The sequence below is a fragment of the Photobacterium panuliri genome, from assembly GCF_059920555.1.
In genome coordinates this window covers 168,403-192,353 of the sequence record NZ_CP197193.1, presented here as the reverse complement: position 1 = coordinate 192,353, position 23,951 = coordinate 168,403, and the positions used below count along the sequence as shown (strand labels likewise).

General features: G+C 45.6%; 24 protein-coding genes. 12 read left to right on the top strand and 12 right to left on the bottom strand.

Translation table 11 applies throughout. The features are described 5' to 3' along the window. Nucleotides 1-18 precede the first annotated feature (18 nt). Nucleotides 19-474, bottom strand: a complete 456-nt coding sequence (locus ACSF8X_RS16995; RefSeq protein ID WP_500851756.1) for a c-type cytochrome — start codon at nucleotides 472-474, stop codon at nucleotides 19-21. A gap of 112 nt (nucleotides 475-586) precedes the next feature. Continuing rightward, on the bottom strand, nucleotides 587-2,230 hold the full coding sequence (locus tag ACSF8X_RS16990; RefSeq protein ID WP_500851755.1) for a methyl-accepting chemotaxis protein: 1,644 nt from the start codon (nucleotides 2,228-2,230) through the stop codon (nucleotides 587-589). Between the two features lie 579 nt (nucleotides 2,231-2,809). Here ACSF8X_RS16990 and ACSF8X_RS16985 point away from each other — a divergent pair. From ACSF8X_RS16985 to ACSF8X_RS16970, 4 genes are all read left to right on the top strand, one after another. Then, the gene (locus ACSF8X_RS16985; RefSeq protein WP_420835129.1) at nucleotides 2,810-4,390 is read left to right on the top strand and encodes a methyl-accepting chemotaxis protein; all 1,581 of its coding nucleotides are present in this window, start codon (nucleotides 2,810-2,812) and stop codon (nucleotides 4,388-4,390) included. A gap of 198 nt (nucleotides 4,391-4,588) precedes the next feature. Further along, nucleotides 4,589-6,517 carry a RecQ family ATP-dependent DNA helicase gene (locus tag ACSF8X_RS16980; protein WP_500851754.1) on the top strand — a complete coding sequence of 643 codons (1,929 nt, stop codon included), beginning with the start codon at nucleotides 4,589-4,591 and terminating at the stop codon, nucleotides 6,515-6,517. Between the two features lie 113 nt (nucleotides 6,518-6,630). After that, complete coding sequence (locus ACSF8X_RS16975; RefSeq protein ID WP_047879813.1) at nucleotides 6,631-6,930, top strand: YfcZ/YiiS family protein; 300 nt, start codon at nucleotides 6,631-6,633, stop codon at nucleotides 6,928-6,930. A 291-nt stretch (nucleotides 6,931-7,221) separates the two neighbouring features. After that, nucleotides 7,222-7,386, top strand: coding sequence for a hypothetical protein (locus tag ACSF8X_RS16970; protein WP_169753934.1), 165 nt, complete (start codon nucleotides 7,222-7,224; stop codon nucleotides 7,384-7,386). 69 nt (nucleotides 7,387-7,455) lie between these two features. Here ACSF8X_RS16970 and ACSF8X_RS16965 read toward each other — a convergent pair whose 3' ends face one another. Further along, a complete protein-coding gene (locus ACSF8X_RS16965; protein ID WP_157037878.1) occupies nucleotides 7,456-7,671 on the bottom strand; it encodes a DUF1496 domain-containing protein in 216 nt (71 codons plus the stop codon). Nucleotides 7,672-7,770: 99 nt separating this feature from the next. Beyond that, on the bottom strand, nucleotides 7,771-8,505 hold the full coding sequence (locus tag ACSF8X_RS16960; protein WP_500851753.1) for a DNA alkylation repair protein: 735 nt from the start codon (nucleotides 8,503-8,505) through the stop codon (nucleotides 7,771-7,773). 391 nt (nucleotides 8,506-8,896) lie between these two features. Between ACSF8X_RS16960 and ACSF8X_RS16955 the strand changes: the two genes are divergently transcribed. After that, nucleotides 8,897-10,489: a BCCT family transporter gene (locus ACSF8X_RS16955; protein WP_500851752.1), complete on the top strand. Its 1,593-nt coding sequence runs from the start codon at nucleotides 8,897-8,899 to the stop codon at nucleotides 10,487-10,489. Between the two features lie 90 nt (nucleotides 10,490-10,579). Here the strand turns inward: ACSF8X_RS16955 and ACSF8X_RS16950 are convergent, their stop codons facing one another. The 5 genes from ACSF8X_RS16950 to ACSF8X_RS16930 form a co-directional block, all read right to left on the bottom strand. Then, nucleotides 10,580-11,476 (bottom strand): aspartoacylase, encoded by an 897-nt coding sequence (locus ACSF8X_RS16950; protein ID WP_084722323.1) that lies wholly within the window; start codon nucleotides 11,474-11,476, stop codon nucleotides 10,580-10,582. 81 nt (nucleotides 11,477-11,557) lie between these two features. Further along, a complete protein-coding gene (locus ACSF8X_RS16945) occupies nucleotides 11,558-12,001 on the bottom strand; it encodes a hypothetical protein (protein ID WP_047879809.1) in 444 nt (147 codons plus the stop codon). 110 nt (nucleotides 12,002-12,111) lie between these two features. After that, nucleotides 12,112-12,525, bottom strand: a complete 414-nt coding sequence (arfB, locus tag ACSF8X_RS16940) for an alternative ribosome rescue aminoacyl-tRNA hydrolase ArfB (RefSeq protein WP_047880011.1) — start codon at nucleotides 12,523-12,525, stop codon at nucleotides 12,112-12,114. A 54-nt stretch (nucleotides 12,526-12,579) separates the two neighbouring features. Beyond that, the gene (locus tag ACSF8X_RS16935; RefSeq protein WP_500851751.1) at nucleotides 12,580-12,726 is read right to left on the bottom strand and encodes a DUF2256 domain-containing protein; all 147 of its coding nucleotides are present in this window, start codon (nucleotides 12,724-12,726) and stop codon (nucleotides 12,580-12,582) included. 528 nt (nucleotides 12,727-13,254) lie between these two features. Next, entirely contained in the window at nucleotides 13,255-14,973 is a 1,719-nt protein-coding gene (locus tag ACSF8X_RS16930) for an NAD-dependent malic enzyme (RefSeq protein WP_500851750.1), read from the bottom strand. Nucleotides 14,974-15,383: 410 nt separating this feature from the next. On the opposite strand from ACSF8X_RS16930, the gene ACSF8X_RS16925 reads away from it, so the two are divergent. The 3 genes from ACSF8X_RS16925 (at nucleotide 15,384) to ACSF8X_RS16915 (ending at nucleotide 17,048) form a co-directional block, all read left to right on the top strand. Continuing rightward, nucleotides 15,384-15,731 carry a helix-turn-helix domain-containing protein gene (locus ACSF8X_RS16925; RefSeq protein ID WP_500851749.1) on the top strand — a complete coding sequence of 116 codons (348 nt, stop codon included), beginning with the start codon at nucleotides 15,384-15,386 and terminating at the stop codon, nucleotides 15,729-15,731. A 553-nt stretch (nucleotides 15,732-16,284) separates the two neighbouring features. Next, nucleotides 16,285-16,554 (top strand): hypothetical protein, encoded by a 270-nt coding sequence (locus ACSF8X_RS16920; protein WP_500851748.1) that lies wholly within the window; start codon nucleotides 16,285-16,287, stop codon nucleotides 16,552-16,554. Between the two features lie 188 nt (nucleotides 16,555-16,742). Further along, nucleotides 16,743-17,048, top strand: coding sequence for a HigA family addiction module antitoxin (locus ACSF8X_RS16915; RefSeq protein ID WP_500851747.1), 306 nt, complete (start codon nucleotides 16,743-16,745; stop codon nucleotides 17,046-17,048). Nucleotides 17,049-17,281: 233 nt separating this feature from the next. Here ACSF8X_RS16915 and ACSF8X_RS16910 read toward each other — a convergent pair whose 3' ends face one another. Continuing rightward, nucleotides 17,282-17,650: a DsrE/DsrF/TusD sulfur relay family protein gene (locus tag ACSF8X_RS16910; protein ID WP_047880010.1), complete on the bottom strand. Its 369-nt coding sequence runs from the start codon at nucleotides 17,648-17,650 to the stop codon at nucleotides 17,282-17,284. A 741-nt stretch (nucleotides 17,651-18,391) separates the two neighbouring features. Continuing rightward, nucleotides 18,392-19,156: a GNAT family N-acetyltransferase gene (locus tag ACSF8X_RS16905; RefSeq protein WP_500851746.1), complete on the bottom strand. Its 765-nt coding sequence runs from the start codon at nucleotides 19,154-19,156 to the stop codon at nucleotides 18,392-18,394. A 352-nt stretch (nucleotides 19,157-19,508) separates the two neighbouring features. On the opposite strand from ACSF8X_RS16905, the gene ACSF8X_RS16900 reads away from it, so the two are divergent. After that, nucleotides 19,509-20,318, top strand: a complete 810-nt coding sequence (locus ACSF8X_RS16900; RefSeq protein ID WP_047879801.1) for a TOBE domain-containing protein — start codon at nucleotides 19,509-19,511, stop codon at nucleotides 20,316-20,318. A 17-nt stretch (nucleotides 20,319-20,335) separates the two neighbouring features. Here ACSF8X_RS16900 and ACSF8X_RS16895 read toward each other — a convergent pair whose 3' ends face one another. After that, complete coding sequence (locus ACSF8X_RS16895; RefSeq protein WP_047879800.1) at nucleotides 20,336-20,572, bottom strand: hypothetical protein; 237 nt, start codon at nucleotides 20,570-20,572, stop codon at nucleotides 20,336-20,338. A gap of 385 nt (nucleotides 20,573-20,957) precedes the next feature. Between ACSF8X_RS16895 and rbsD the strand changes: the two genes are divergently transcribed. Genes rbsD through rbsC form a run of 3 tightly spaced genes read left to right on the top strand, consistent with a single transcriptional unit; the run spans nucleotide 20,958 to nucleotide 23,889 of the window. Further along, the gene (gene rbsD / locus ACSF8X_RS16890) at nucleotides 20,958-21,377 is read left to right on the top strand and encodes a D-ribose pyranase (protein ID WP_047879799.1); all 420 of its coding nucleotides are present in this window, start codon (nucleotides 20,958-20,960) and stop codon (nucleotides 21,375-21,377) included. Between the two features lie 26 nt (nucleotides 21,378-21,403). Continuing rightward, on the top strand, nucleotides 21,404-22,909 hold the full coding sequence (gene rbsA, locus ACSF8X_RS16885; RefSeq protein ID WP_500851745.1) for a ribose ABC transporter ATP-binding protein RbsA: 1,506 nt from the start codon (nucleotides 21,404-21,406) through the stop codon (nucleotides 22,907-22,909). Continuing rightward, the gene (gene rbsC, locus ACSF8X_RS16880; protein ID WP_047879797.1) at nucleotides 22,906-23,889 is read left to right on the top strand and encodes a ribose ABC transporter permease; all 984 of its coding nucleotides are present in this window, start codon (nucleotides 22,906-22,908) and stop codon (nucleotides 23,887-23,889) included. The genes rbsA and rbsC overlap by 4 nt, the downstream gene beginning before the upstream one ends. The last annotated feature ends 62 nt before the right edge of the window (nucleotides 23,890-23,951 follow it).

Below are 23,951 nucleotides of genomic sequence, written 5' to 3'. Positions count from 1 at the left end.
AAGTACGACCACCGTGCGTCAGTGATAAAGACTGTATTCCGTATATTGGTACGGCTCCAATTCATACTTACTTTCAAGGAACGTGATCAAATCGATCAGGTCAGTCACTGTCATAACATCATTATAACTGGGCATAATTGATTCACCCGACCGCCTCACCATTTCCTCGTCATAACCTTTAGCTATCCGATGCGAGGGGTTAATTACCGAAACAACCAATTCCTGATACGTTTTCAGTTTAGGTACCCGCCCTCCGAGGGCGACATCAACGCCTGACTCATCGACTTCAGCCGGACGTTCAAACCCTTCTAAACTGTGGCAGCTTAGACACTGATACTTTAAAAACAATGCTTCCCCCCGCTTGGCATCACCGGGAGGTAATGTGAATGAAGCCGTATTGCCCCGAGAAACCGGCTCACAGCCAACCAATAACAACAATGCAAGTCCACCAAGCCCTTTCAACAAACTATTCACAATGGCCTCCTATTTTCGTTGATATCCACATCAATCGTAGGCCATAAAAAATAAGCCAGCCTCCCACGGCTGGCTTTTACTAAAATGAGATCCATCATCTCAACGGATGTTACTAAACTTTAAACCGTCCTAACTGACGCTGTAGCTGCTGGCATTGACCCGTCAACGTACTGAATGCCGTCCCCATCTGCGATACCTGCCCGACAACTTGCTCGCTATTACTCGCTATATGCTGGACATTTTGATTGATTTCATCACTAACTTGGCTCTGTTGAGTCGCCGCCGTTGCAATCTGTAGGTTCATGTCATTGATCACCGAAATTGCATCGCTGATGGCATCCAGTGAACCATTGGCGGTTTCTGCCAGTACCATTGTGTGATCACCACTATCGCGGCTGCTCGCCATCGCCAGTACGGCTTCCCTTGAACCATGTTGCAAGCGCTCGATCATCGACTGAATTTCGCCGGTACTTGCTTGAGTCTTACTGGCGAGCGAACGCACCTCATCGGCAACCACAGCAAAGCCCCGACCTTGCTCTCCTGCTCGTGCAGCTTCAATCGCAGCATTTAGCGCCAATAGGTTAGTTTGATCCGCGATACCGCGAATCACATCCAAAATGGACGCAATATTATCGACATCACGTTCCAAATCACCAATTACGCGGCTGGACGCATCAATATCCTTGGCCAGTTGACTCATTGATGACACAGCATCCTTAAGCTGATGTTTAGCCTGCGATGATTCAGCACTTGCACTCAAACTTGCTTCGGCAGCCGCATTGGCATGACTGCTCACATTATCACTGGTCACGCTCATTTCATTCACAGCAGTAGCTGCCAACGCGCTCTCTTCTTGCTGATCAACCACTTTCGCTATGACATCTTCCGACTCCGCTTCAATGCGTTTTGTCGCGGCCACAACGCTTTCCAACGTATTGCTAACCTCAAGAATTGTTCGATGAATAGTTGAAACAAAACCATTGAACGATTTACCCAATTGCCCCACCTCATCATTCACGGTGATATCAATTCTCTGGGTAAGATCCCCTTCACCTTTAGAAAGCTCTTCCATCGAGTTAGACAGCTGATTGAGCGGACGTAATATGATCCCAGCCAACAACCATGCCAAGACGAAAGAAGTAATAGCCACAAGCAGAACACCCACCTCGAGAATAAGCGTAACCACCGATACCTGCTGATTAACTTCTTCTTGCAGCGCAATTTCTTTGTCCGCCAACACTTGTCGCATCTCAACGAGCGCACTAGTCAATGCCGAAAAATCTTGGTCAATTCGAGTTTTGTTATTCACAAAATACGTTTCGGCAGAGACAGGATTTGCAACAATATATGCATAGTGCTCAACCCAACGCTGATAGCTCTGCCTAATCTCATCCAAAATAGACTGATGCTGCCTTGCGATCACCCCGTCATCAAGCAAAACACTTACCGATGTCAGTCTCCCTAACGCCTTGGATTCATCATCATGATATAACGCAATATACTGAGCCTGTTGCTCACTGTAATCCTGAGTAAGTAACACTCCCTGCCCAGCAGTAATGATCTGGTAAAGATCACGATAACCTTCAGCGATTTTTTCCTGAACAGGCTCTAACTGCTGGTTCAATACTTTGTCTATGCGAGCCTGCTCCGAAAATACTTTGATCACTAAACCTGAAAGGCATGAAAAAATAATGACAATTAATAATGATGGGGCAACAAACTTCCATTTCAAACTCAAATTATGGAACCACAACATCCAGCATCCTCTACTTTTTATTAATTCAAAGGTCGATTGCCTAAATGCGAAAAGCATAGCCAAACCGTCTAACTGGCAGTGACAGGAAGAAATTAAAAGTTATTCCAAAGCAACAACTTAAAATAACTCTCAAGAATTATCCAAAGATTTTAAATTCATCTCAGTGATATTGCACAATACCCATTAGAGAAGAAAAACAACCCTCACGATCATTCGTTTCCAAAAAACATTTTCCACCGACCGCCAAGCTCAAAAGCGTTGCCCCATAACTTATTTGATAGTTCGAACAATTAACAAATACCTTTTAATAAACTTGATGCGTATTGATAAAAAATAGCCACTGCGAACAAATTACACCCACGCACATCACGCCATTGAGTCACAAATAACCCAACAAAATGCATGGCTATTTCACGAAAAAAAAAATGTACAATCACACCCAAATCAAAATAGACCCGTGAAATTTTACTGCGTGCCCTATCAAAAAAGCAGAAATTAAATACTAACATATTGAAATAATTGTTAACTTCATGCTTTATTATGCAGTCAAAATAATAATCAAATCATTAGAGAGTCATCGTGGCCATTACATCAACAACGCTCAACACTGTCGGAAGCGATGCTGCACATGAAATTGTGTTCCCTGACGGCGAACAATTAGTCTCAACTACGGATCTCACCGGTGTAATTACGTACTGTAATCCGGCCTTTTGCCGTGTCGCTGGCTACCAAGAACACGAGTTACTTGGCCAAAATCACAACATTATCCGCCATCCTGATATGCCCAAAGGGGCGTTCGGCGATCTTTGGGCACGACTAAAGGAAGGAAAAGCTTGGCGGGGAATTGTAAAAAACAAAGCCAAATGTGGCGGATTTTACTGGGTTGATGCGTTTGTTACCCCCATTTACGAAAATGGCCAAATCACGGGTTACCAATCAGTACGGGTTAAACCCAAAACAGCACTGATAAATAAAGCGGCGAACATATACCACTCTCTGCTCAACGCAGAACAAAAAGGACGGAACTATCAGTGGGTCTGCCCCCCCTCATTGAAGTACAGCCTGCTAGCTGTGAGTGGTTGTATGCCGGTAGCAAGCCATTACTTCGCCTTCAGCCCAATGTCGGCATATTTAGCCAGCCTCGCTCCCATTGCGGCACTCGCTCTTTGTTTTCGAGATGAACTGTTTTCCATACCGGCACGCATCAAGCAATGGCAACAACAGTATGACAGTGTCAGCAGGGTTGTATTCTCCGGCTCGGATAGCTTTTCTGTTGCCGATTACCACCAGCAGATGGCATCGGCAAAAATGCGCACGGTATTGGGACGAATGACCGATTCCGCAACGCCGTTATACCACCTCGCCGATGAACTGAACAACGCGGCTGGCCGGGTCAACCAAGCCATTATCGACCAAAATGAAAACATCCAGCATATAGCGACCGCTATGGATGCCATGTCACAGGCCGCGCGAGATGTCTCTAACCACGTTGCGGAAAGCCAAGGCCGACTCGTGCAAACCAAAACACAATGCAGCCACACCCACCAGCAACTAAGCGCAACAGAGTCACAACTCATTCAGTTGGCACAGCAAGCAGAACAAGCCACCGAAGCCACTCATCAACTTGGGCAGGAAGCTGACAAAGTTAATGATGTCATGGTCGAGATCCGTGGCATAGCCGAACAGACCAACCTGCTCGCCCTTAATGCAGCTATCGAAGCCGCCCGAGCAGGCGATCATGGCCGAGGGTTTGCCGTCGTTGCTGATGAAGTGAGGGCACTCTCAACCCGCACCCAAAAAGCTACCGAGCAAATCCAGCTGAGTATCGGCCATATACAGACAACAATTGGGCAATGGCAGCAACTTATCGAGGCCAACCGTGATGATACCCAGGCTTGCGTCGAACTGGCTGGCGAAGGAGCTCGGGCCATCGCAACCATCGAGCATCATATGGAGGCAATCAACCACCTAACAAAGCAAATGGCGGATGCTGCAACCCAACAAGAACAGCAATCTCAACAGACTAGCCAGCATGTCAATGCAATCGCTCAAGTTTCAGAGACTAACCTTGCCGAGGTTGCCAACGTCGAACACAGCAGCACTGTGCTCAAAGCCCACGTCAACGACTTCTACCAACTCGCTGACCGCTTCAGCAAATAGCGCTAAATACTCGGCATCCATCTTGCTGCATACCTGAGTGCCATTCTCTGCAACGGGTATGCAGATTTCCTCCTTGTGCTGTGAATTTGCTGCGAAAGCGTTTTATCCGCATTCAGCACAAATGTGACAAAACCCGCCTGTTCCCCATTTCAATTTCAACGTACTATTACTGCATCATTTCCTTCAGCGTATAGCAGCATGTACCAACAACACCTTCAACAATATTTTGGCTTTGACAGCCTCCGCCCCGGCCAGGCGCAAGTCATCGATAAAGTTATTGCCGGCGAGTCAGCCGCCGCTATTTTCCCGACAGGCTCGGGCAAATCTCTTTGCTACCAATTACCTGCGCTATCGTTGCCGAACCTCACATTGGTCATCTCTCCCTTGCTTGCTCTGATGAAGGATCAGATTGCTTTTTTGCACAGCAAAGGCATTGATGCTGCAACCATCGATTCAACACAGAGCTGGGAGGAAAGCCAATCCGTCATGCAGCGGATTCGACAGGGGCAGACCAAAATACTGATGATTTCCGTTGAGCGACTAAACAACGAACGTTTTCGCCAGTTTATCAGTCAAATACCGATTTCATTATTGGTGGTTGACGAGGCCCACTGTATTTCTGAGTGGGGCCACAACTTCCGGCCCGACTACTTAAAGCTCCCCCAATACAAGCAACAACTAAATATCCCACAGGTACTTCTACTGACGGCCACCGCGACGCCAGCGGTTATAGCCGATATGGGCACTAAGTTTGCACTCCCAGAAGAAAACATCGTTGTAACGGGATTCTACCGTCCGAACCTCAACCTTGAGGTTCGGCCACAACCAGACAAGGACCGCCAGCAGGCCCTGTTGGATACTCTTAACCAATCGGCCAATTCCCCAACCATTATCTATGTCACTTTGCAGCAATCCGCCGAACAATTGGCTGCTTGGCTAACCAATCAGGGGTACCCCGCCCTGGCCTATCATGCGGGAATGGACAACGAACTGCGCACTCGTATCCAACATGATTTCATGACCGGGCAGCAACATTGTATTGTGGCCACCATCGCCTTTGGCATGGGCATCGACAAATCAGATATTCGCAGGGTGATCCACTTTGATTTGCCAAAGTCGATTGAAAACTACAGCCAAGAAATTGGACGAGCAGGCAGAGACGGACACGCATCCGATTGCATTTTCCTCGCCGGAAAATCAGGGGTCACGGTGCTTGAGAATTTTGTTTATGGTGACACTCCGGATCTCGAGGCCATAACAGCGGTTCTTCAGCAGATCCAAGCCAATTCGCCGCAATGGGAGGTCATTCTCAACAAGCTCTCGAAAGAGAGCAACATCCGAATGCTGCCGCTCAAAACCCTGCTGGTTTATTTGGAAATTGCCGGCATCATCGAGCCGATGTACAGCTACTTCGCCGACTACCGCTTCAAACTGCTCGCTGATGAAAACTATATCACCAACCAATTTCAGGGCGAACGGCAAGCATTTGTCCAAAACATCTTTGCTTGTTCAGCCAAAGCCCGCACGTGGCACACCGTCGACTTCGATGCACTGTGGCATACCTGCCGCGCCGAACGAAAACGTGTTGTGGCAGCCATCGATTACTTTAGCGAAAAAGGTTGGATCAGCCTTGAAAGCAAACAAATGACGGATGTCTTCCGGGTAAAACAGAGCCATTTTGACCTACAAGAACGGGCGAGCTATATCCATGCGCTATTCACAAACAAAGAGCAGAGTGAAATCGAACGCCTTGGCAACATGCTGCAATTTTTCGAAAGCCAAACATGCCTCAGCAATCGGCTAGCGCAGTATTTTGCCGATGATAAAGCCCCGGTCCAATGCGGCCACTGCTCAGTATGCCAAGGGCGACCCGCCACGCTTCCCGAGTTGCCAATTCCAGTAGAGGTATCAGACAACATGCTAAAAGCATGGTGCGATCCTTTTATCGCTGCGAATCAGGTTACTCCGAGTGCCAAAGCAATCACCCGTTTTCTGTGCGGCATGGCCATGCCTATCCATGTTCAAATCAAGGCCCGTCAAATGAGCGGGTTCGGCCAGATGGAGCACATTCCGTTCAAATCGACCCATCAGCGTATCTGTAAGCTCTATCCGTCGCTGATGCCATAACCGATATAACTACAAGTCGCCCCTTTACGAGCCCAATGCCAATTAGCCATAGCGATCTTGGTCACAACGTTTTAGAATATCTGCAGAATATAAATGGAGAAAGAGTTAAAGCCATGACAAACGAAACCCAAGAATATCAAACTTGCGAAGCATGTGGTGTATCTGCAGAGATGGGCTTCATCATCAAAGAAGGTGATGATGTTGCTGAAGTAAAAATCTTCGGTGGCAACAAAGCAGCCCTAGAAAGCGAGTTGGATAAATACCTTGCCCTAGCGAAAGAAGTCAATGCAAACTTCAAACATGAAATCTCTCCGCTATCAGAAGAAAGCACAGAGTTGACTGCTCGTATCCAGTTCGAATGCAGCGCAGAAAAGCTGATCTACGAACTGAAAACACGTTCTCTGATGAGCTAACTCATTCCTATGGTACGAATTGTCATTTAACCACAATTCGTCCATTGCCTATGAAACCAGCGAATCTTATTCGCTGGTTTTTTTTACCCGCAAACAAATACCTCCCCATAAGAAGTCCGGCTATATCGCCATACATACACACGGATTTCCTGCACACAACAAGACAATGCACACAAAGCATCTCTATTATTCTAATTTGGACTAGAAATTAAGCGCATTTTGTATAAAACTAATACCATGATATGAATCACAAGGCACACAATGTGCCATGAACTGAAAAGGAACCGTTCTATGCAAAGCAACAAAGCGCGCGTGATTTCAAATTGGAAGCCGTCTAACGATCGCGAATCTGCAGCTATGCGTGAATTCTTGATGCAAGAAATGGGGGCGAAAAGAGACCACCACGAAGGAGGCACAGGGAAACTTGGTGCTGATTCGGGCAGGCTCGTTCGCTAACGCATCACACTATTCTTCGCCTGTAAAAAATGCAGCCAATGGCTGCATTTTATATTTTTAACCAACATGTTAGTTAGACGACGTTTTCTCTATTCTCGACCATTTCAACTTACCATTGGTCTCAAACGTCTTCTCGGGCGTACATTCTAATACAATGCCCTCTACAGCCAGTACTGAACCCAGCGAATATGCCTGCCCATTGTAATAACACACGCGCTGTGGTCCTAACTGGCCTTCTAATGTCAAATTAGGCTTAAAGATAGCTTTGGTCGATGTCCCGGACATATCTGATGACGAATATTCTTTTGCCGCGACAGAACCACAAGAGAGAGCCAAGAACAGACAAACTGATGTCCCCCACAGAGACTTTTCTTTCAATAACATTTAGCAATCATCCCCTATTTTCGAGGTAGCATTCCCAAGAAGAATGCCATTATAATCCCTACAACCTTTCAATGCTTCTTTGCAAGTTAGCGCAGAGAGCAAATCTTTATGAGTAGCCACAAAAGAAACCACATAGTCACGATCTGTCTTGGCATATTCACGCAGTACCCAGCCAATGGCTTTTCGGATAAAAAACTCACGTTCCTCGGCCAGCATCAAAATGGTTTCTTCCAGCAAAGGTAAATTTGTCGCTTGCTTGTGTTTCAAATGCACCAGCAAAGACGCTCGGCGCAGCCACATATTTTCCGACAACCGCCACTGTCGCACCTTCTCTTCCAACTCACGGTGCTCGGCCACCAACGGGCCGATCAAATTCGAGGCAATCTTGTCCAAGGTATCCCAATGGCTCGCTTCACCAAGCATTTCTTCATAAACGGGGAAGGCATCTAGAGTTCGAAAATGCCGATAATACTCGGCGACATCCATCGCAAGATACTGCTCTTCACGATTCTCGCCTGACCACAGCCACAGTACCAACCGCTTATATTCAATAAACGTGTTAATTTTAGTGTGCAAACGAGCCTGCTTGAAGATCGCCTTTCGCTCTGGGGCTTTTACACCATAAAACGGCTGCGTGGTTTTCATATAGGCTTGCATTGCCTTGGCGTCTTCAGCCTTTCCTGCATCGGCCAAACGCTGCTGCATGAAAATCACCATTGGTATCACGAGCGACATGCATAACTCCCTTTTACTCTGTATTTTATTGTGTACCCGAATGACCTAAAGATACTTGCTCCCGTGAAATCACTGCGTCAGCCCCCCTAATCGCCCCTAAAAAGAGATATCACAGGTATTTGATACCAAGATCGGAACGCTGAAACGAGTACCTTAAAGTAGCTTGGGTATACCACATTGATGCACTATTCCATAGCAATATATCCCCATCAAACCGAGAAATAAAAGCAGCCACAATATTTAGTTTGAACACATAGCATAGGCAATGTGAATCAAAATCACCCCAAAAGACATTAAGCGGAAAATTAACCAGTTATTTGGCATTTATAATTATTTTTGCTAGGATTGCGGCCGAGAAATAATTTGAACTCTAAACATCTAGAGAGGAAAAATGACTGCTACTAAGGATAAGTACAGTATAGAAAGTACCGACTATACCGTCGGTCAGGACAACATTCAGAAATGGGGATTTGATGTTCATAACCCAGTCTTTGGCACCAGCGCCGCACTCATCATTCTATTTTTAATCACCCTTCTACTCAGCGACCCAACCTCCGCCAAAGCAATGCTTGATGGCATCAAATGGCAAATCATCAACTCATTTGACAACCTGTTCATGTGGTCCGGAAATCTATTCCTCGTTTTCTGTATCGCGCTTGTACTCTCGCCTTTCGGGAAAATACGCATCGGCGGGGCAGATGCCAAACCAGAACACTCCAACCTCTCATGGATAGCCATGCTCTTTGCCGCTGGCATGGGGATCGGACTGATGTTCTGGGGTGTTGCAGAGCCCGTAGCCTACTTTACCGGATGGTACGAGACTCCCCTCGGTGTCACCGCCAATAGCGACGAAGCACTAACCGTTGCCTTGGGGGCAACCATGTTTCATTGGGGATTGCATCCGTGGGCGATGTACGCTGTTGTTGCATTAGCAATGGCATTTTTTGCCTTTAACAAAGGGCTCCCTCTGTCTATCCGTTCGGTTTTCTACCCACTTCTAGGAGATCGTACATGGGGTTGGTTTGGCCATGTAATTGACGTTCTCGCCGTACTCGCAACCCTTTTTGGTTTAGCCACATCTCTGGGATTAGGTGCCCAACAAGCTGCGAGCGGGCTCAGCCATGTTTTTGGGTTCGAAACAGGCATCGGCCTACAACTTATCGTGATCGGCTTTGTCACGACACTGGCCATTTTTTCAGTTGTACGTGGTATCGACGGCGGAGTAAAAGTGCTCAGCAATACCAATCTTCTGGTTGCCTGTGCACTGTTGCTCTTTGTCATCATCGTAGGATTTTCCACATTCTTGGCAACCCTACCCAAAACGATCATCGGCTATGTGGAAAATATTTTGCCATTGAGTAACCCGTACGGCCGGGATGATCAAACATGGATGCACGGCTGGACCGTCTTCTACTGGGCATGGTGGATCTCATGGTCACCATGTGTCGGCATGTTTATCGCGCGTGTTTCCAAAGGGCGTACGGTACGCCAATTCGTGAGTGCCGTTATCCTCATACCGACCTTCATTACACTGGTATGGATGTCTGCCTTCGGTGGCATTGCGATAGATCAGATCATCAACAAAGTGGGGGAATTGGGCACTAACGGGCTCACCGATGTCACACTGTCGCTGTTTCATCTGTACGATGCACTGCCGATGAGCACATTTTTGTCTGTCATTTCAATTGTGCTGATCATGGTGTTCTTCATCACTTCATCCGACTCTGCATCGCTCGTTATCGATAGTATTACAGCAGGCGGGAAAATCGATGCTCCCATCCCGCAACGTGTATTCTGGGCGACTATCGAAGGCGCTATTGCGGCCGTTCTTCTCTGGGTAGGCGGTACGGAAGCCATACAGGCTCTTCAGGCAGGTACTATTTCCACCGCTTTGCCATTTACCCTCATCTTATTGGCAATGTGTGTCAGCCTTGTACTTGGCATGCGTAGCGAATTGTCACTCTACCGCTCATCTTACGCTTAATGCATTACGCTTGAGCGGCTTACTTACCTACCACAAAAAAACGCACCTTCGGGTGCGTTTTATCATTTACCTTGTCACGGCAGCGTTGTACTAAACCTCAACGACCACCTTTTTCGCCAGCGACATGGCTAGGTTATTATCATAATACGCCGCTTCATTGATAAAATGCGGGTAGGCTTCATACTCTCCCTCCCAACAAATTATCGAACCATCAAACAGGGTAAAAATCGGATCCCCATTATGCAGGGGCTTGAAATCAGCATCCTGCACATTGCGATGGACCATACCGATGCGCTCCCCCTGCTCATTTTCAGGCAACTTCAAGGTTTCGTGGTATTTATAAGCCTCAAAACTCGACGGCAGCACAGGCAACTCATCCCGGTTATACAAATCAATATAATCAAGAATATGGCCAGTCATTTCTTCCATCCACTCAAGAATATCTTGGCGGATCACCGATTGCGGCTGAGGGCCCACCTCTACAATTACCCCCTGCGGGGCAATAGAACTAAGAAAATAATGCTCGGCAACCGATATTTGGTCTTCCAACACAATCACGGCATCTGGCATTTTTGAAACAACATATGCGGCAAGTTTTCGGTTAAAGGCGTCAGATTGCAGCAAGATCAGCGACGGTCCCATATTACTGGTCGTATTATGAAGATCGATAATGAAATCGGTTCGAGCGTCGCCTTTTGGCCCAAGTTGGGCGTTGAGTACCTTTGCCCTACTCTGCTCGTAATTTGTCAGTAACGGGTCTGTCAAATCGGTATGGCTAAACTGGCGGTTCATATCACTGTCAAGGTAACGCTTGTTCTCTTGATAGGCTTTAGGATTAGCAAATACCGTTTCTGTTGCAAAGCTATCCCTAATAATCGATGCCGATGACTGCTGCCACTTGCGTAGCAAATAAATTCCACTAAATTCATTACCGTGGGTTCCCCCCACAATGGCAACAGTCTTGATCTTATTCGTCCTTGTAATCACAGCTTGGGCTCACTCTATTGTGGTAGATACCCAAACAGATACCAGCTTGCTGCTTATTTTTCCAGAAATTTTGCATAACAATTATATCGGATGGGTTTGTGCCACTTTTAGATAGGCATATAACTCGCCATTCTTGTACTCTATGGCAGAATGAATACGGCTATTTCGGTTGGCGACAATCCAACTTTGGTAACGATCATCCCCACTCTGGATATCCAAAGCTATCATCCCTTGCACCAACGCCCACCGGCCAATGGTTCGTATCCGCTTAAACAACGTGTATTCTTCCAACCTACCATCAGGATACAAATATAACTCCGTAACATGCCCGGCACTGCACGATTTGATCCACACTTGCGCTGTCACTTCAGCGCGATTGAAAGAACGCTTCATACCAAGCCAAACATCAAAGTCAGCCTGCTCATTCTTATCTGGCTCTGGCAAGGCATCAAGCGGGAGCAAACGCACCCGTTCTGATTCACGGTAATACAATTGCAGAAGTTGCTTGGCTTTTTTGTCCGACATCCTTTTCATCCAACTAGATTTACCAAAACCCTTACTTTACCGCCAGTTTCGATGAAGACTCAGTGAAGACTTAGCAGAATGTTAACTCGGTCAAAACCTTCATTCTCTAGCTACCAACTCACCTTTCCACGCATCGCTTTAGTTTGCCCGCGCTGGCTTTTCTTCTCCATTCTTCGCTGCTGCGAACCACGAGTAGGTTTAGTTGCCACTCGCTTTTTTTGTACCTGTGCAACAGATCGAATCAACTCGGCCAGACGCTCAAGGGCATCCTCCCTGTTTTGTTCTTGAGTTCGATATTGCTGAGCTTTGATTATCACTACCCCGTCTTTGGTGATCCGGCTGTCCTTGAGCACCAACAAGCGCTCCTTGTAAAAAGCAGGCAAGGTAGATCGCCCGATATCAAACCGGAGATGGATAGCGGAAGAGACTTTATTGACATTTTGCCCCCCGGCCCCTTGGGCACGGATAGGGGTCAATTCGATTTCCCAATCACTGAGAGTAACGTTGTTGGATATGACTAACATGCTGTACTTACTTTTCAATAGAGTCACGACAGCATAAAGAGACATCTATCCCTGTCAACTACTACCGTGACGGGATCGTCGGCAACGCAAGGAGCAGTATTTCACCTCGTCCCAGCAATTTTTCCACTTTTTACGCCATGTAAAAGGACGTGAGCATACCTCACAGACCTTTCGCGGCAGGTAAGTTTTACTGTGGGGCATACTTCACCATTATCAATCGTAATAGCACTGAAACTTATACTCAGGCTTTTTCAAAATAGTTCAGTGCATACCCCACTATCTCTCCCAATTACGCGGCCCGATGGAAGATGTGGTACATCATGGCAAGCCATAACGTAACACCACAAATGGCAAACAGCGAAAACACCAAGAGTTGCTTTATTTTGGCTAACAAAGTGGACATCAGCATAACCGGCCTCCTATTTGGGCTGTCAGTTGTTCAAAATGTTCCGATAACCATGATACCCAAGCCTCTACCAATACTTATTGCAACGTTTTGTACAACAAAGCGATTTAGCGCCCTCGCTTCGTGGCCAATAATCCTTGAAAAAGAGCCATCGCGTCAGAAATTCACCATGTGTTAAATATACAGAAATCGTTCTGTATCCAACACCTTAAGGTTAGTTGGGTATAGGAATACTTTAACAATCAAACACTGAATAAGTAAGGATCCAGCGCATATTCTGAAGAGAAAAAAGCCCGGGCATGCCGGGCTAATTTATAAGGCCGTCACACTCGACGGTAAGGCAGGTAAACAGGCTCCCAAATATGCTCAGCCAGCTCTTTATTGATATCTTTGTTGACAAGGTGGCTATGCGGCTCAGTTGCTTGAATCATCTCCAAAATACGTCGCGCAACAGCAATAGAAACTGTCTTTAGCTCACTAATTTTCGGATAGATACAACCATTAGCCAGATCTTCTTCGCTTACCATATCCGCCAGCGCATAAGAAGCCGTTGTAAACATATCCAAACTAATTTTCGGCACCCGCGACACAATCGCCGCTAGACCAACGCCAGGAAAAATAAACACGTTATTCCCCTGCCCGACACGATACTCATAACCATTGTATTCAACATTGGCAAATGGGCTGCCTGTTGCAACAATCGCCATACCATCACTCCAGCGATAGATATCTTCCGGTACGGCCTCGCAATTCGCCGTCGGATTAGACAACGGGAACACCATTGGCCGCGAGGTATATTCCATCATCTTCTGGACATGCTTCTCATTAAACGCCCCACCGACCCCACTAGTGCCCAGCAGCACGGTGACTGGATGATTGTCAATTAACTCAGCCAGCGACACCTTACCTTCCTGCGCAACACTCCAGCCTTCGGCCAACGAACGAGGCTTAGCATAGCGCTTTTTGTATTCGTCCAGTTCAGGACGGTCATCAAATACCAACCCCTGTGAGTCGAGGATGAATATACGATCTCGAGCCGCGGCGTGCGAAGCCCCTTCTTTGAGCAAGCCAGCATAAATTTGATCGGCGACACCCACCCCACCGGCGCCAGCGCCGTATACCACGTAAGTCTGATCAGCCAACGACTCGCCTTTGATCTTACAAGCTCCCAAAATACCCGCCAACACAACAGAGCCTGTACCTTGAATGTCATCATTGAATGACGGCAAGGTGTCCTCATAATCTGTCAGGTTATCGAAGGCATTAGATTTACTGAAATCTTCCCATTGCAATACCGCATTAGGGAAATGACGCTTAACCTGACGGACAAATTTACCGATAAATGCCTTGTATTCCTCGCCGCGCATTCTGCGACGTGGTACACCCAAATACATTGGGTCATCAAGCAGATCTTGGTTATCCGTACCAACATCTAACGCAATAGGCAAACAATGGGCAGGGTGAATACCCGCTCCGAGCGTATAAAGTGACAGCTTACCGATCGGGATCCCCATCCCGCCTACGCCTTGGTCACCGATACCCAAAATACCTTGGCTATCGGTCACCACAATAATTTTGATATCTTTGCCGGTGAAATGCTGCGCCAATTGCCCCATTTTCTTAACGTTGTCAGCTGTGATATACAGCCCCCTCGCCTTTTGATAGCGATGGCTGAATTCCTGACATGCTTTGCCGACTGTCGGGGTATAGATAATCGGGGTCATTTCTTCGATATGACGTGATAACAATGCGTAAAATAACGTCTCGTTACGATCTTGCAGTGCCCTTAGGAAAAGATATTTTTCAATGTCTGTCGAAGCACTTTTAAAACCGTCATATACCCGGTTTAACTGATCTTCGAACGTCTGTACGCGAGGAGGCAGCAGTCCATCTAGCAGAAATGCTTTTCGCTCTTCGTATGAAAACGCTGTACTTTTATTGAGGGTCCGATCATTTAACAGTTCGGTGCCTGTTAATGATACAGGCCGAAATTCATTGCCGTGTTCATCTTTCCAGCGCAAATATTTCCCTATTGTCATCATTTCCTCCAGTCTTGTTATTGGTCTACATCATTCTCTTTTTTATATGCCCACCTTACTTCAAGGTGCAGGGTTCAATTTTGGTAAGTGGCTTGAAGTTATTTGGGTATATTGCGTTAAACTTATGGCCTAACAACCTAAGTTATCTAATGGTAGATTCAATTGTATGCCTAACTAAGCCGCAAAAATGTGATGGCTGGATTCTTTTTTCGATGGATAAAAATTCTCTCACCTTTGTGTGGGAGGAAACAAAATGCCTTGAATACAAAGTGCTTTATCATTAAAAATACTACGCCAAAAGCAGCTAATCCGGATAGTATCATTGAAATTGCCCATATCCGCGTTAATAAGAATTTACCTAGGCATGCTTTACTACTTGATTGTGCCATCTTATTGATAAATAGAGAAAGCGAATGAAAACAGACAAGCGAAACGTGCGCATCATTCACCAAGACGGGCAGCCTGCCTTTGCTGTTATCCCATACCACGAATACATAAAGCTGGTGAAACAAGAAACGGATGCAGATAGCAAAACGTACCTACCACACGAAGTAGCTGAAATTATGTTAGTTAATGATGTCAGCTACATTACAGCATGGCGTAAACACCTCAATATTAGTCAGAAAGAGTTAGCGCAGCGCATGGGTATTTCACAAGCAGCCGTTAGCCAAATGGAAAATATTGACTCAAATCCACAGCATGAAATGCTAAAAAAAGCAGCAAAAGCATTGGATGTTAGTGTTGATCAGTTAATTGACTAAGGAAACAGACTGAAGATGTTCTAGTATATTGCAGATCATACAATAGGTGTCGATATCGCCGCTGTAATCATTAGCGTTGGAGCGGGTGTTTTGCTTGCAGGTCTCCTTTGACTATCGGTTCGACATGTTAATAAACAAAGCCTCCTTCTATATAGGTAGCTCTGTTTTTTTACTGGTGGTTTAAACTGTAGTGGCAAAGTCGATTCCGTTTGGGTTTTAGTCGGTTTATTCCTCGCACTCAAAGTTAAAATTAGAGTTCGATACAGCCATGAGAAAAACTCGAAATAGAAATTAGCTAAAACTAACAGCCCCCCTCCCGCAAAGGAAGGGAACCGTTGAGGTGATAATAATTGGAAATAAGTATATTGGATTGGCTGAAGTTGGCAGCATTGGCCGTTGGTATCATCATTGTTATGAGTAACACCTATATACGCATTAACGACAATGTGGAGGTTACCATTGGTGTTCCTAAGAACATGAAACCTGGCGAGAACGTACGTTTCGCATATCAGTTTCCATTATGGCGACCATTCATCAACATAAAGGTAAAAGCATGAGTGAATCACTCGTAAAAATATGGCGAGTAGAGATTGAAAGCCATGGCTCTCTTGCTGACGGCATTAGAGCCATGAATGAAACTCTTGGTGCAAAGTACACTAACAGCCGTGTAAATGAATGGCAGGATGGAAGGCAGAAGCTACCAAAGAAAGCCGCACGTTACATGCTACAATTTGTATTACCGCAGATAATGAAAAAGTACAATGTCAGCAATAAGGCATCACGGGAAATTACTGACGAAATTATGGGATTATTGCCAGAGTAAATCGTGCCATATGTACAGAGCCATCTTTGATAAAAAGTGGCTCTGTTTTTATGCTGGTAGTTGGAATATCCCCCACTCCTCCTATTAGGACAATAACAATAATGATGCTGTACAACGAGGTCGATATTACTGGATCAGATGCACGACGTTGAACTGCACACGTACATCACTATTAAAGAGTTCGAATCATGAGAACCACGAAACGTAAGCCACAGTCTGTAGGTGAAATCCTCAGAATTGAATTCTTAGAGCCTATGGGAATCAAAAACAGTGAATTGGCTGATAGACTTGGTGTTCACCGCAACACTATTAGCAACCTACTTAACAACAAAACGGCACTGACGCCGGAGTTGGCCGCCAAGCTATCAGCTGCATTTAATAACACGGCTGAATTTTGGCTTAACATCCAAAATGCCAATAATATTTGGCAAACAAAGCATATCTATGAGGCATTGACAAAAGAAATAGTGCCTTTTTCCAAGCATCAGAATTGAACTATGTGCCTGTTAATTATATTACCCCAAAGCCCCTCGGGGCTTTTATTACGGGTATGCGGGTGATTTCTACTCAATGACGCAGGTAATAGCCATGTTAAGTATGCTTTTCTATGTTAATACGCTCTGTCAGCAAAACCATAAGAAGCATCACAGATCACTGAATGTAAAAATAAAAAAAGGAGCCAGTGCTCCTCTTTATCAGTGAATAATTCAAAAATTATCGGCCAGGCCTAAAATGTCACAACCTTATCAGCCTGCAACGTCCATCGTGACAGATCGTCCAACGTACCAATCTGCACCCCATCCACTAATGGCAAGTCACTTAAACCCCTTGCATGGCAGCAGGTCTTACACAACACGACTTCCGCCCCCTGGGCCAACAAAATTTCCAGCATCTGCTGAATATGGTACCCCTCACTGGGATTTTGCTTCTGCAAAGCACAGCCCACCGCATCCGACATTAAGAATATCTTAATTTCTGTTTTGGCCTCATCCTGCTCATTGAGATTGATTGCGAGGCGCAAGCCGTTAAAGGAGCGCTCAGAGCCATAAGGGGCATCATTAAGAATGAATAAAAGTGTCTGTGTGTTGTTGTTCATTGGTAGCATTATCCCATCGAGCAAAATGTATCCCCAAGCACTATCAAAGTACTCGTTTTCGTACTCTCTGAATCCGACGGCTTGAGGTAAATTAGGGAGAGGTATCCTACGGTATTTGTCAGACAAAAAATGTGACAGATGAATTCTTTATCAAAACAAAATACTTATATTTTGTGCCAAATAAACTTACTTTTCCTGTTGAAATACATTCTGATTATTGTGGATGTACAACCGAAACAGGTGTCATATTTCTCAGATGCTTACGCTTTGTTTTGGCAATTAAACGCATTGAATTCTGCTTTACGATAGCACGAATATGCTTATGATCCTTCATACCTTCTCCTTGGTCATCGATTTAATCAATAATAAAAACAACCACCTAAGATATTCAATCACGATATGGACAGTTAAATGACAGAGAAATGTAAATTATTCTGCCATGTAAAATGCACGCATAACTTATGCGAGATACGTCTCATGAAAAATAAAGAACCACATATTTGGTCATTAAAATAACACAACAAAATAATCTGACCACAAACTCATACTAGCACAGTATTTGATAAAATGATCAATAACAGTAAAAGTTAGTACAGCCGCATACAAAAAAACCGCATATACAACAACTTACAACATCATACACTCCAAACAGTCGACACTGTAAGATTACTGCATACCTTTTTAATCACTATTATGTAGTTACAGATTTTATAAATTCAGAAGAATATATTAAATTAACAGCTACACTGGAAATAAAAAATAGTAATTTTGTGTCTTTTTAAACCCAAGTTTATAAGAAAGATAAATTGCAGCGTCATTATTATCATAACAACTCCAGCATGGTATCCTTTTTTCAAAGAGCATTGATAGTATAAAATACTGACTCAAATAGGTAGCAAAGCCTTTATTTCTTTCATCACGTCTAGTTGCAACCATCATGTCTGTATATTGATGATATGGGTAACATGACCACACACAACTAATAATCGTATTACCCCGCATCAAGCAGTACCCATCACCGTCTGCGTCTACAAAGTCCTTTGGTATAGGCCAATAGAGCGAAAAATCAGGATCAATCTCACTTGATATACGCTGTGCTAACGCCAACCCAATCGGCTCTACGGTATATCCATTCGGTAACTTCAATCCCATATCAGGGTCATATTTAACTAATTCAAAACAATGTCGCCTCAGTAAGGAAAAAGATGATGCTGCAGATAATTTTTCTGTCATAGTTTCATCAGCCATGATTATCATGATTTGATGATATTGAAGTAAGTTAACAAGACATTTCATCACTCTGCTATCAGTACATTCACCAAAAACAATAGCTTCTGAATCATTATTAATGATGAGGTACAAACGGGGGGATTGACAATCATCAACATAATACTTCGCGCTTATTAATGCTTTTCTTACTATGCCAACCCACGATTTTTCAAATTTTATAGAATCTAAAGCATGATGAAAAAAAACACTTTTCACTTGGCACATTACATCCTGCATAGTCTAGCCACATTTTTATTTTGTATATTTATTCAAGCAATATTAATAATTTTTATCCACACAAGAATATGTGTTGCCTCTTACATAGATTAAGCACCATTATTTACGTCTAATAAATATATTTAAAATATAAACATGACCAACTTGCGATTTAGCACACAAACCCTCATCACAAATAACCACATCAGTCTCAATTTTGCTGATGACTACTGCAATGTAAGCTGTTTTCTCACCCCCTTCACCTCTATTCAGGTATATTTCATAATTTGAATGCTTAGATAGCACACTAAATCCTGTATCTTGAGATATAATCTCGCTCTAACTGACGAATTGACCAAAGGAAAACCCAAATATGGAATTTGATGCTCTGCTGACGCTTTCACAAAATGGCAAAATGCTTGCCAACCCAAAGCGTATCGCTCTGCTCAAATCCATTGCTACCACGGGCTCAATCAGCCAGGGAGCCAAACAGGTGGGTATCAGTTACAAAACCGCCTTTGACGCGATCAAAGAAATGAACCAATTAGGGGACACACAACTCGTCAGCTGTGAAAAAGGCGGCAAAGGTGGTGGCGGCGCCTCACTCACCGAACAGGGTAAACGGTTGGTCCAGATGTATGATTTATTGGAACAAATTCAGGAAATGGGACTCAATGCCCTTAAAGATGACTCAGTTCCGCTGCACAGTTTACTTGGCGTAATGAGCAAACTGTCACTGCAAACCAGTGCTCGCAACCAATTATTCGCAACCATCAAGAATATCGAGAACCACGCTCTCTATGATTTAATCACGCTCCAAATCACAGCGCAGTGCACAATCATCGCCACAATTACTCACGGCAGTACCCTGCGACTCGGGCTTTCCCCCAATAAAGATGCAGTAGCGCTGATCAAAGGACCCGCCATCACAATCAGAACCCTACTGGATCCAGTTAACAAAGAGGAAAACCAAATTCGGGGCATAATCCGCCGTATCGAGCGCGACAGCAAAATGGTCGAAGTTTGTCTTGAGATAGGCGAAGGAAACGAGCTCAATGCACTCGTCACCGAAGAAATTGCAACTAACGAACAACTGAATGTAGGGATGACAGCTTATGCCTGTTTTCCTTCTTCTCAGGTTATCGTTGCAACTTTAACCGAGCAGAAAAAAACCATTAACTAGAACAACAGCCAAGAAAATCACTCTCGAAGCTTTATACAATGCTGCGATAATGGCGTATACACTTCACCTTTCAGCAGACAGTCTTCCAAATGCTTATAATCAAGGTACTGGAACACCATGATAATCAGCATTGACACTAACATGCCAACCAGTGCCACCCTAGCCAGCCATTTTTTCCGGGAATTTAACGCATAAAGCAAAGTTCCCACAGACAACGGAGCCAAACCTAAAAATAGCGGTTGAAAATCTAACACTGAATGATCCTATCCCACGCTTTACCTTAAAGTAGATCCCTACCGTAAAGCCGATAAAAAAAACACTCACATAATACGCCCTAAGCATACCTCAGTTCAAAGATAGAAGCCGTTTTTTACAAACTCTGACATAACATTCACATTCTGTCTTACTTTGCTATTGATAAAAATATCGACTAGCGCACAGAACATTCACTCTGAGCATAAATTATCTGAACAATATCACATTTCATCCAATATCGCCGTGCATATCGAAACGTTTCGCTCTACATTTAGCGCCAACGAAACGTTTGCGTAAACGTTTCGATGGAAATTTACGGCATGAGCCTTTCTACACTCTGCCGCAGAACATAAGCATCATCCGTATGAATCAAAAAGGTGCAACATGAAGAAAAGCGCGCTTATCAACTCTGAACTCTCCTACTTGGTTGCCACTCTGGGCCACACAGACGAAGTCACCGTGTGCGACGCGGGTTTGCCGATTCCCGACGAAACCCAGCGTATCGACCTTGCGCTGATCCCCGGTGTACCTACTTTTATCGAAACGGTGAAAGCTCTACTGGGTGAAATGCAAATTGAAGGCGTGATCATGGCTGAAGAGTTCAAGCAAGTCAGCCCTGAACACCATAGCGCCCTGATTGGTTTATTACGTGAAGAAGAAGCCGCCTGCGGGAAAACCTTCAATATCGCTTATGTACCGCACGAGGCATTCAAGGTTCATACCCAAAACAGCAAAGCGGTGATTCGTACCGGTGAATGCACCCCTTATGCCAATGTTATTTTCCAAGCCGGCGTAGTGTTTTAAACGCAACCCAGTTGCAAGGACTTCACATGACTCAGCCAATTCTAGAACTCAAAGACATCGAAAAGGCCTTCCCCGGTGTAAAAGCGCTGGACAAAGCCAGCCTGAATGTCTACCCAGGTAAGGTAATGGCCTTAATGGGAGAAAACGGCGCCGGCAAATCGACCCTTATGAAGGTACTGACCGGAATCTACACAATGGATGCCGGAGAACTACGCTATCAAGGCCAAAACGTTAAATTCAACGGCCCTCGCCATTCCCAAGAAGCCGGCATCAGCATTATCCATCAGGAGCTCAACCTTATCCCTGAGCTCACCATTGCCGAAAACATCTTCCTTGGCCGCGAGCGTACCAATGCTTTTGGCGGTATCAAATGGAACGAGATGTACCGCGAGGCCGATGCCCTGCTCCAACGCCTGAACGTCAAGCACAGCTCTAAAACCCTGCTGGGCGCCTTGAGTCTGGGTGAGCAGCAGATGGTCGAAATCGCCAAGGCCCTGTCGTTCAAATCTCAGGTCATTATTATGGATGAGCCGACAGACGCACTGACAGATACAGAAACAGAATCCCTGTTCAAGGTCATCAACGAACTTCGCGAAGAAGGTACTGGGATTGTTTATATCTCGCACCGCCTCAAGGAAATTTTCGAGATCTGCGACGATATCACTGTTCTACGCGACGGTAAGTTCATCGGCCAGCGCCAGGTCGCCGACATCGATGAAGATGGCATGATCGAAATGATGGTTGGCCGTCGCCTTGATGAGCAATACCCTCGTATTGACGTTAAGCACGGCACCACCTGCCTCGAAGTCAAAAACCTCTGCGGAGCCGGGGTGAACAATGTCAGCTTTACCCTTGACCGTGGCGAAATTCTCGGTATTTCGGGCCTAATGGGCGCGGGGCGTACCGAGTTGATGAAAGTCATCTACGGCGCACAGACTCGAGAATCCGGTGATATCATTCTTGACGGCAAAGTGATTAACCCAATCAACCCACAAGATGGCCTTGCCAACGGTATCGCGTATATTTCAGAAGACCGTAAAGGTGACGGCCTGATCCTAGGGCTTTCTGTTAAAGAAAATATGTCTATCTGCTCACTGGCGCAGCTTTCCAAAGGCATCCAGCTCAACCATTACGAAGAAGTCACCGCCGTTGAAGACTTTATCCGCCTATTCAATATCAAAACACCAAGTCGTGACCAAATCATCGGAAACCTCTCCGGCGGCAACCAACAAAAAGTTGCCATCGCCAAAGGGCTGATGACTCGACCTAAGGTGCTGATCCTCGACGAACCAACCCGCGGTGTCGATGTGGGTGCAAAAAAAGAAATCTACCAGCTTATCAACCAATTCAAAGCGGAAGGCATGAGCATCATCTTGGTGTCATCTGAAATGCCGGAAGTACTGGGCATGAGCGACCGTATCCTGGTGATGCACGAAGGCAAAATCAGCGGGGAATTCATGGCCAACGAAGCCAACCAAGAAAAACTACTTGCCTGCGCAGTAGGTAAACACATCAACGAGGTAGCAGCATGAGCACCAACGCTATGACCAAACAACAAACCGCAGGTAGCAACAAGCTATTTAGCAAAGAGTGGCTGATTGAGCAAAAATCGCTGATCGCCCTGATTTTCTTGATTATGGTGGTCTCGTTCCTTAACCCGAACTTTTTTACTGTCGACAATATTCTCAACATTCTGCGCCAGACCTCGGTTAATGCCATCATCGCCGTAGGTATGACTTTGGTCATCCTGACTGCCGGTATCGACCTGAGCGTAGGTTCGGTATTGGCCTTGTGCGGTGCCTTTGCTGCCTCGCTGATCGCAATGGAAGTACCGGTCATGGTGGCCGTGCCTACCGCCCTGTTAGCCGGTGCCGCTCTCGGTGCCATCAGCGGCGTGATTATCGCCAAGGGCAAAGTGCAGGCCTTCATTGCCACTCTGGTCACCATGACCCTCTTGCGCGGTGTCACCATGGTCTATACCGAAGGCCGCCCAATTTCTACCGGCTTTACCGACGTAGCCGACAGCTTTGCTTGGTTCGGTACAGGCTATGCAATGGGCATCCCTGTGCCAATCTGGCTGATGGTGATTGTGTTCGCCGCGGTATGGTACATGCTTAACCACACTCGCTTTGGTCGTTACATCTACGCGATGGGCGGCAACGAATCTGCAGCACGCCTGTCTGGTATCAACGTAGATCGCGTCAAGATTGGCGTCTACGCAATCTGCGGCCTATTGGCAGCACTAGCAGGCTTAATCGTAACCTCTCGTCTTTCATCGGCTCAGCCTACTGCAGGTATGGGATACGAGCTGGATGCGATTGCGGCAGTTGTACTGGGCGGCACCAGCCTGGCAGGCGGCAAGGGCCGTATCATGGGAACCCTAATCGGTGCCTTGATCATCGGCTTCCTGAACAACGCCCTGAACCTGCTGGATGTCTCCTCGTACTACCAGATGATTGCCAAAGCAGTGGTCATTCTGCTGGCAGTACTGGTCGATAACAAAAACAAGTAACAACAACCTCTGAACGATGGTGCGGGCAGTTATCCCCCCTGCCCGCCTCCACACACCCGACA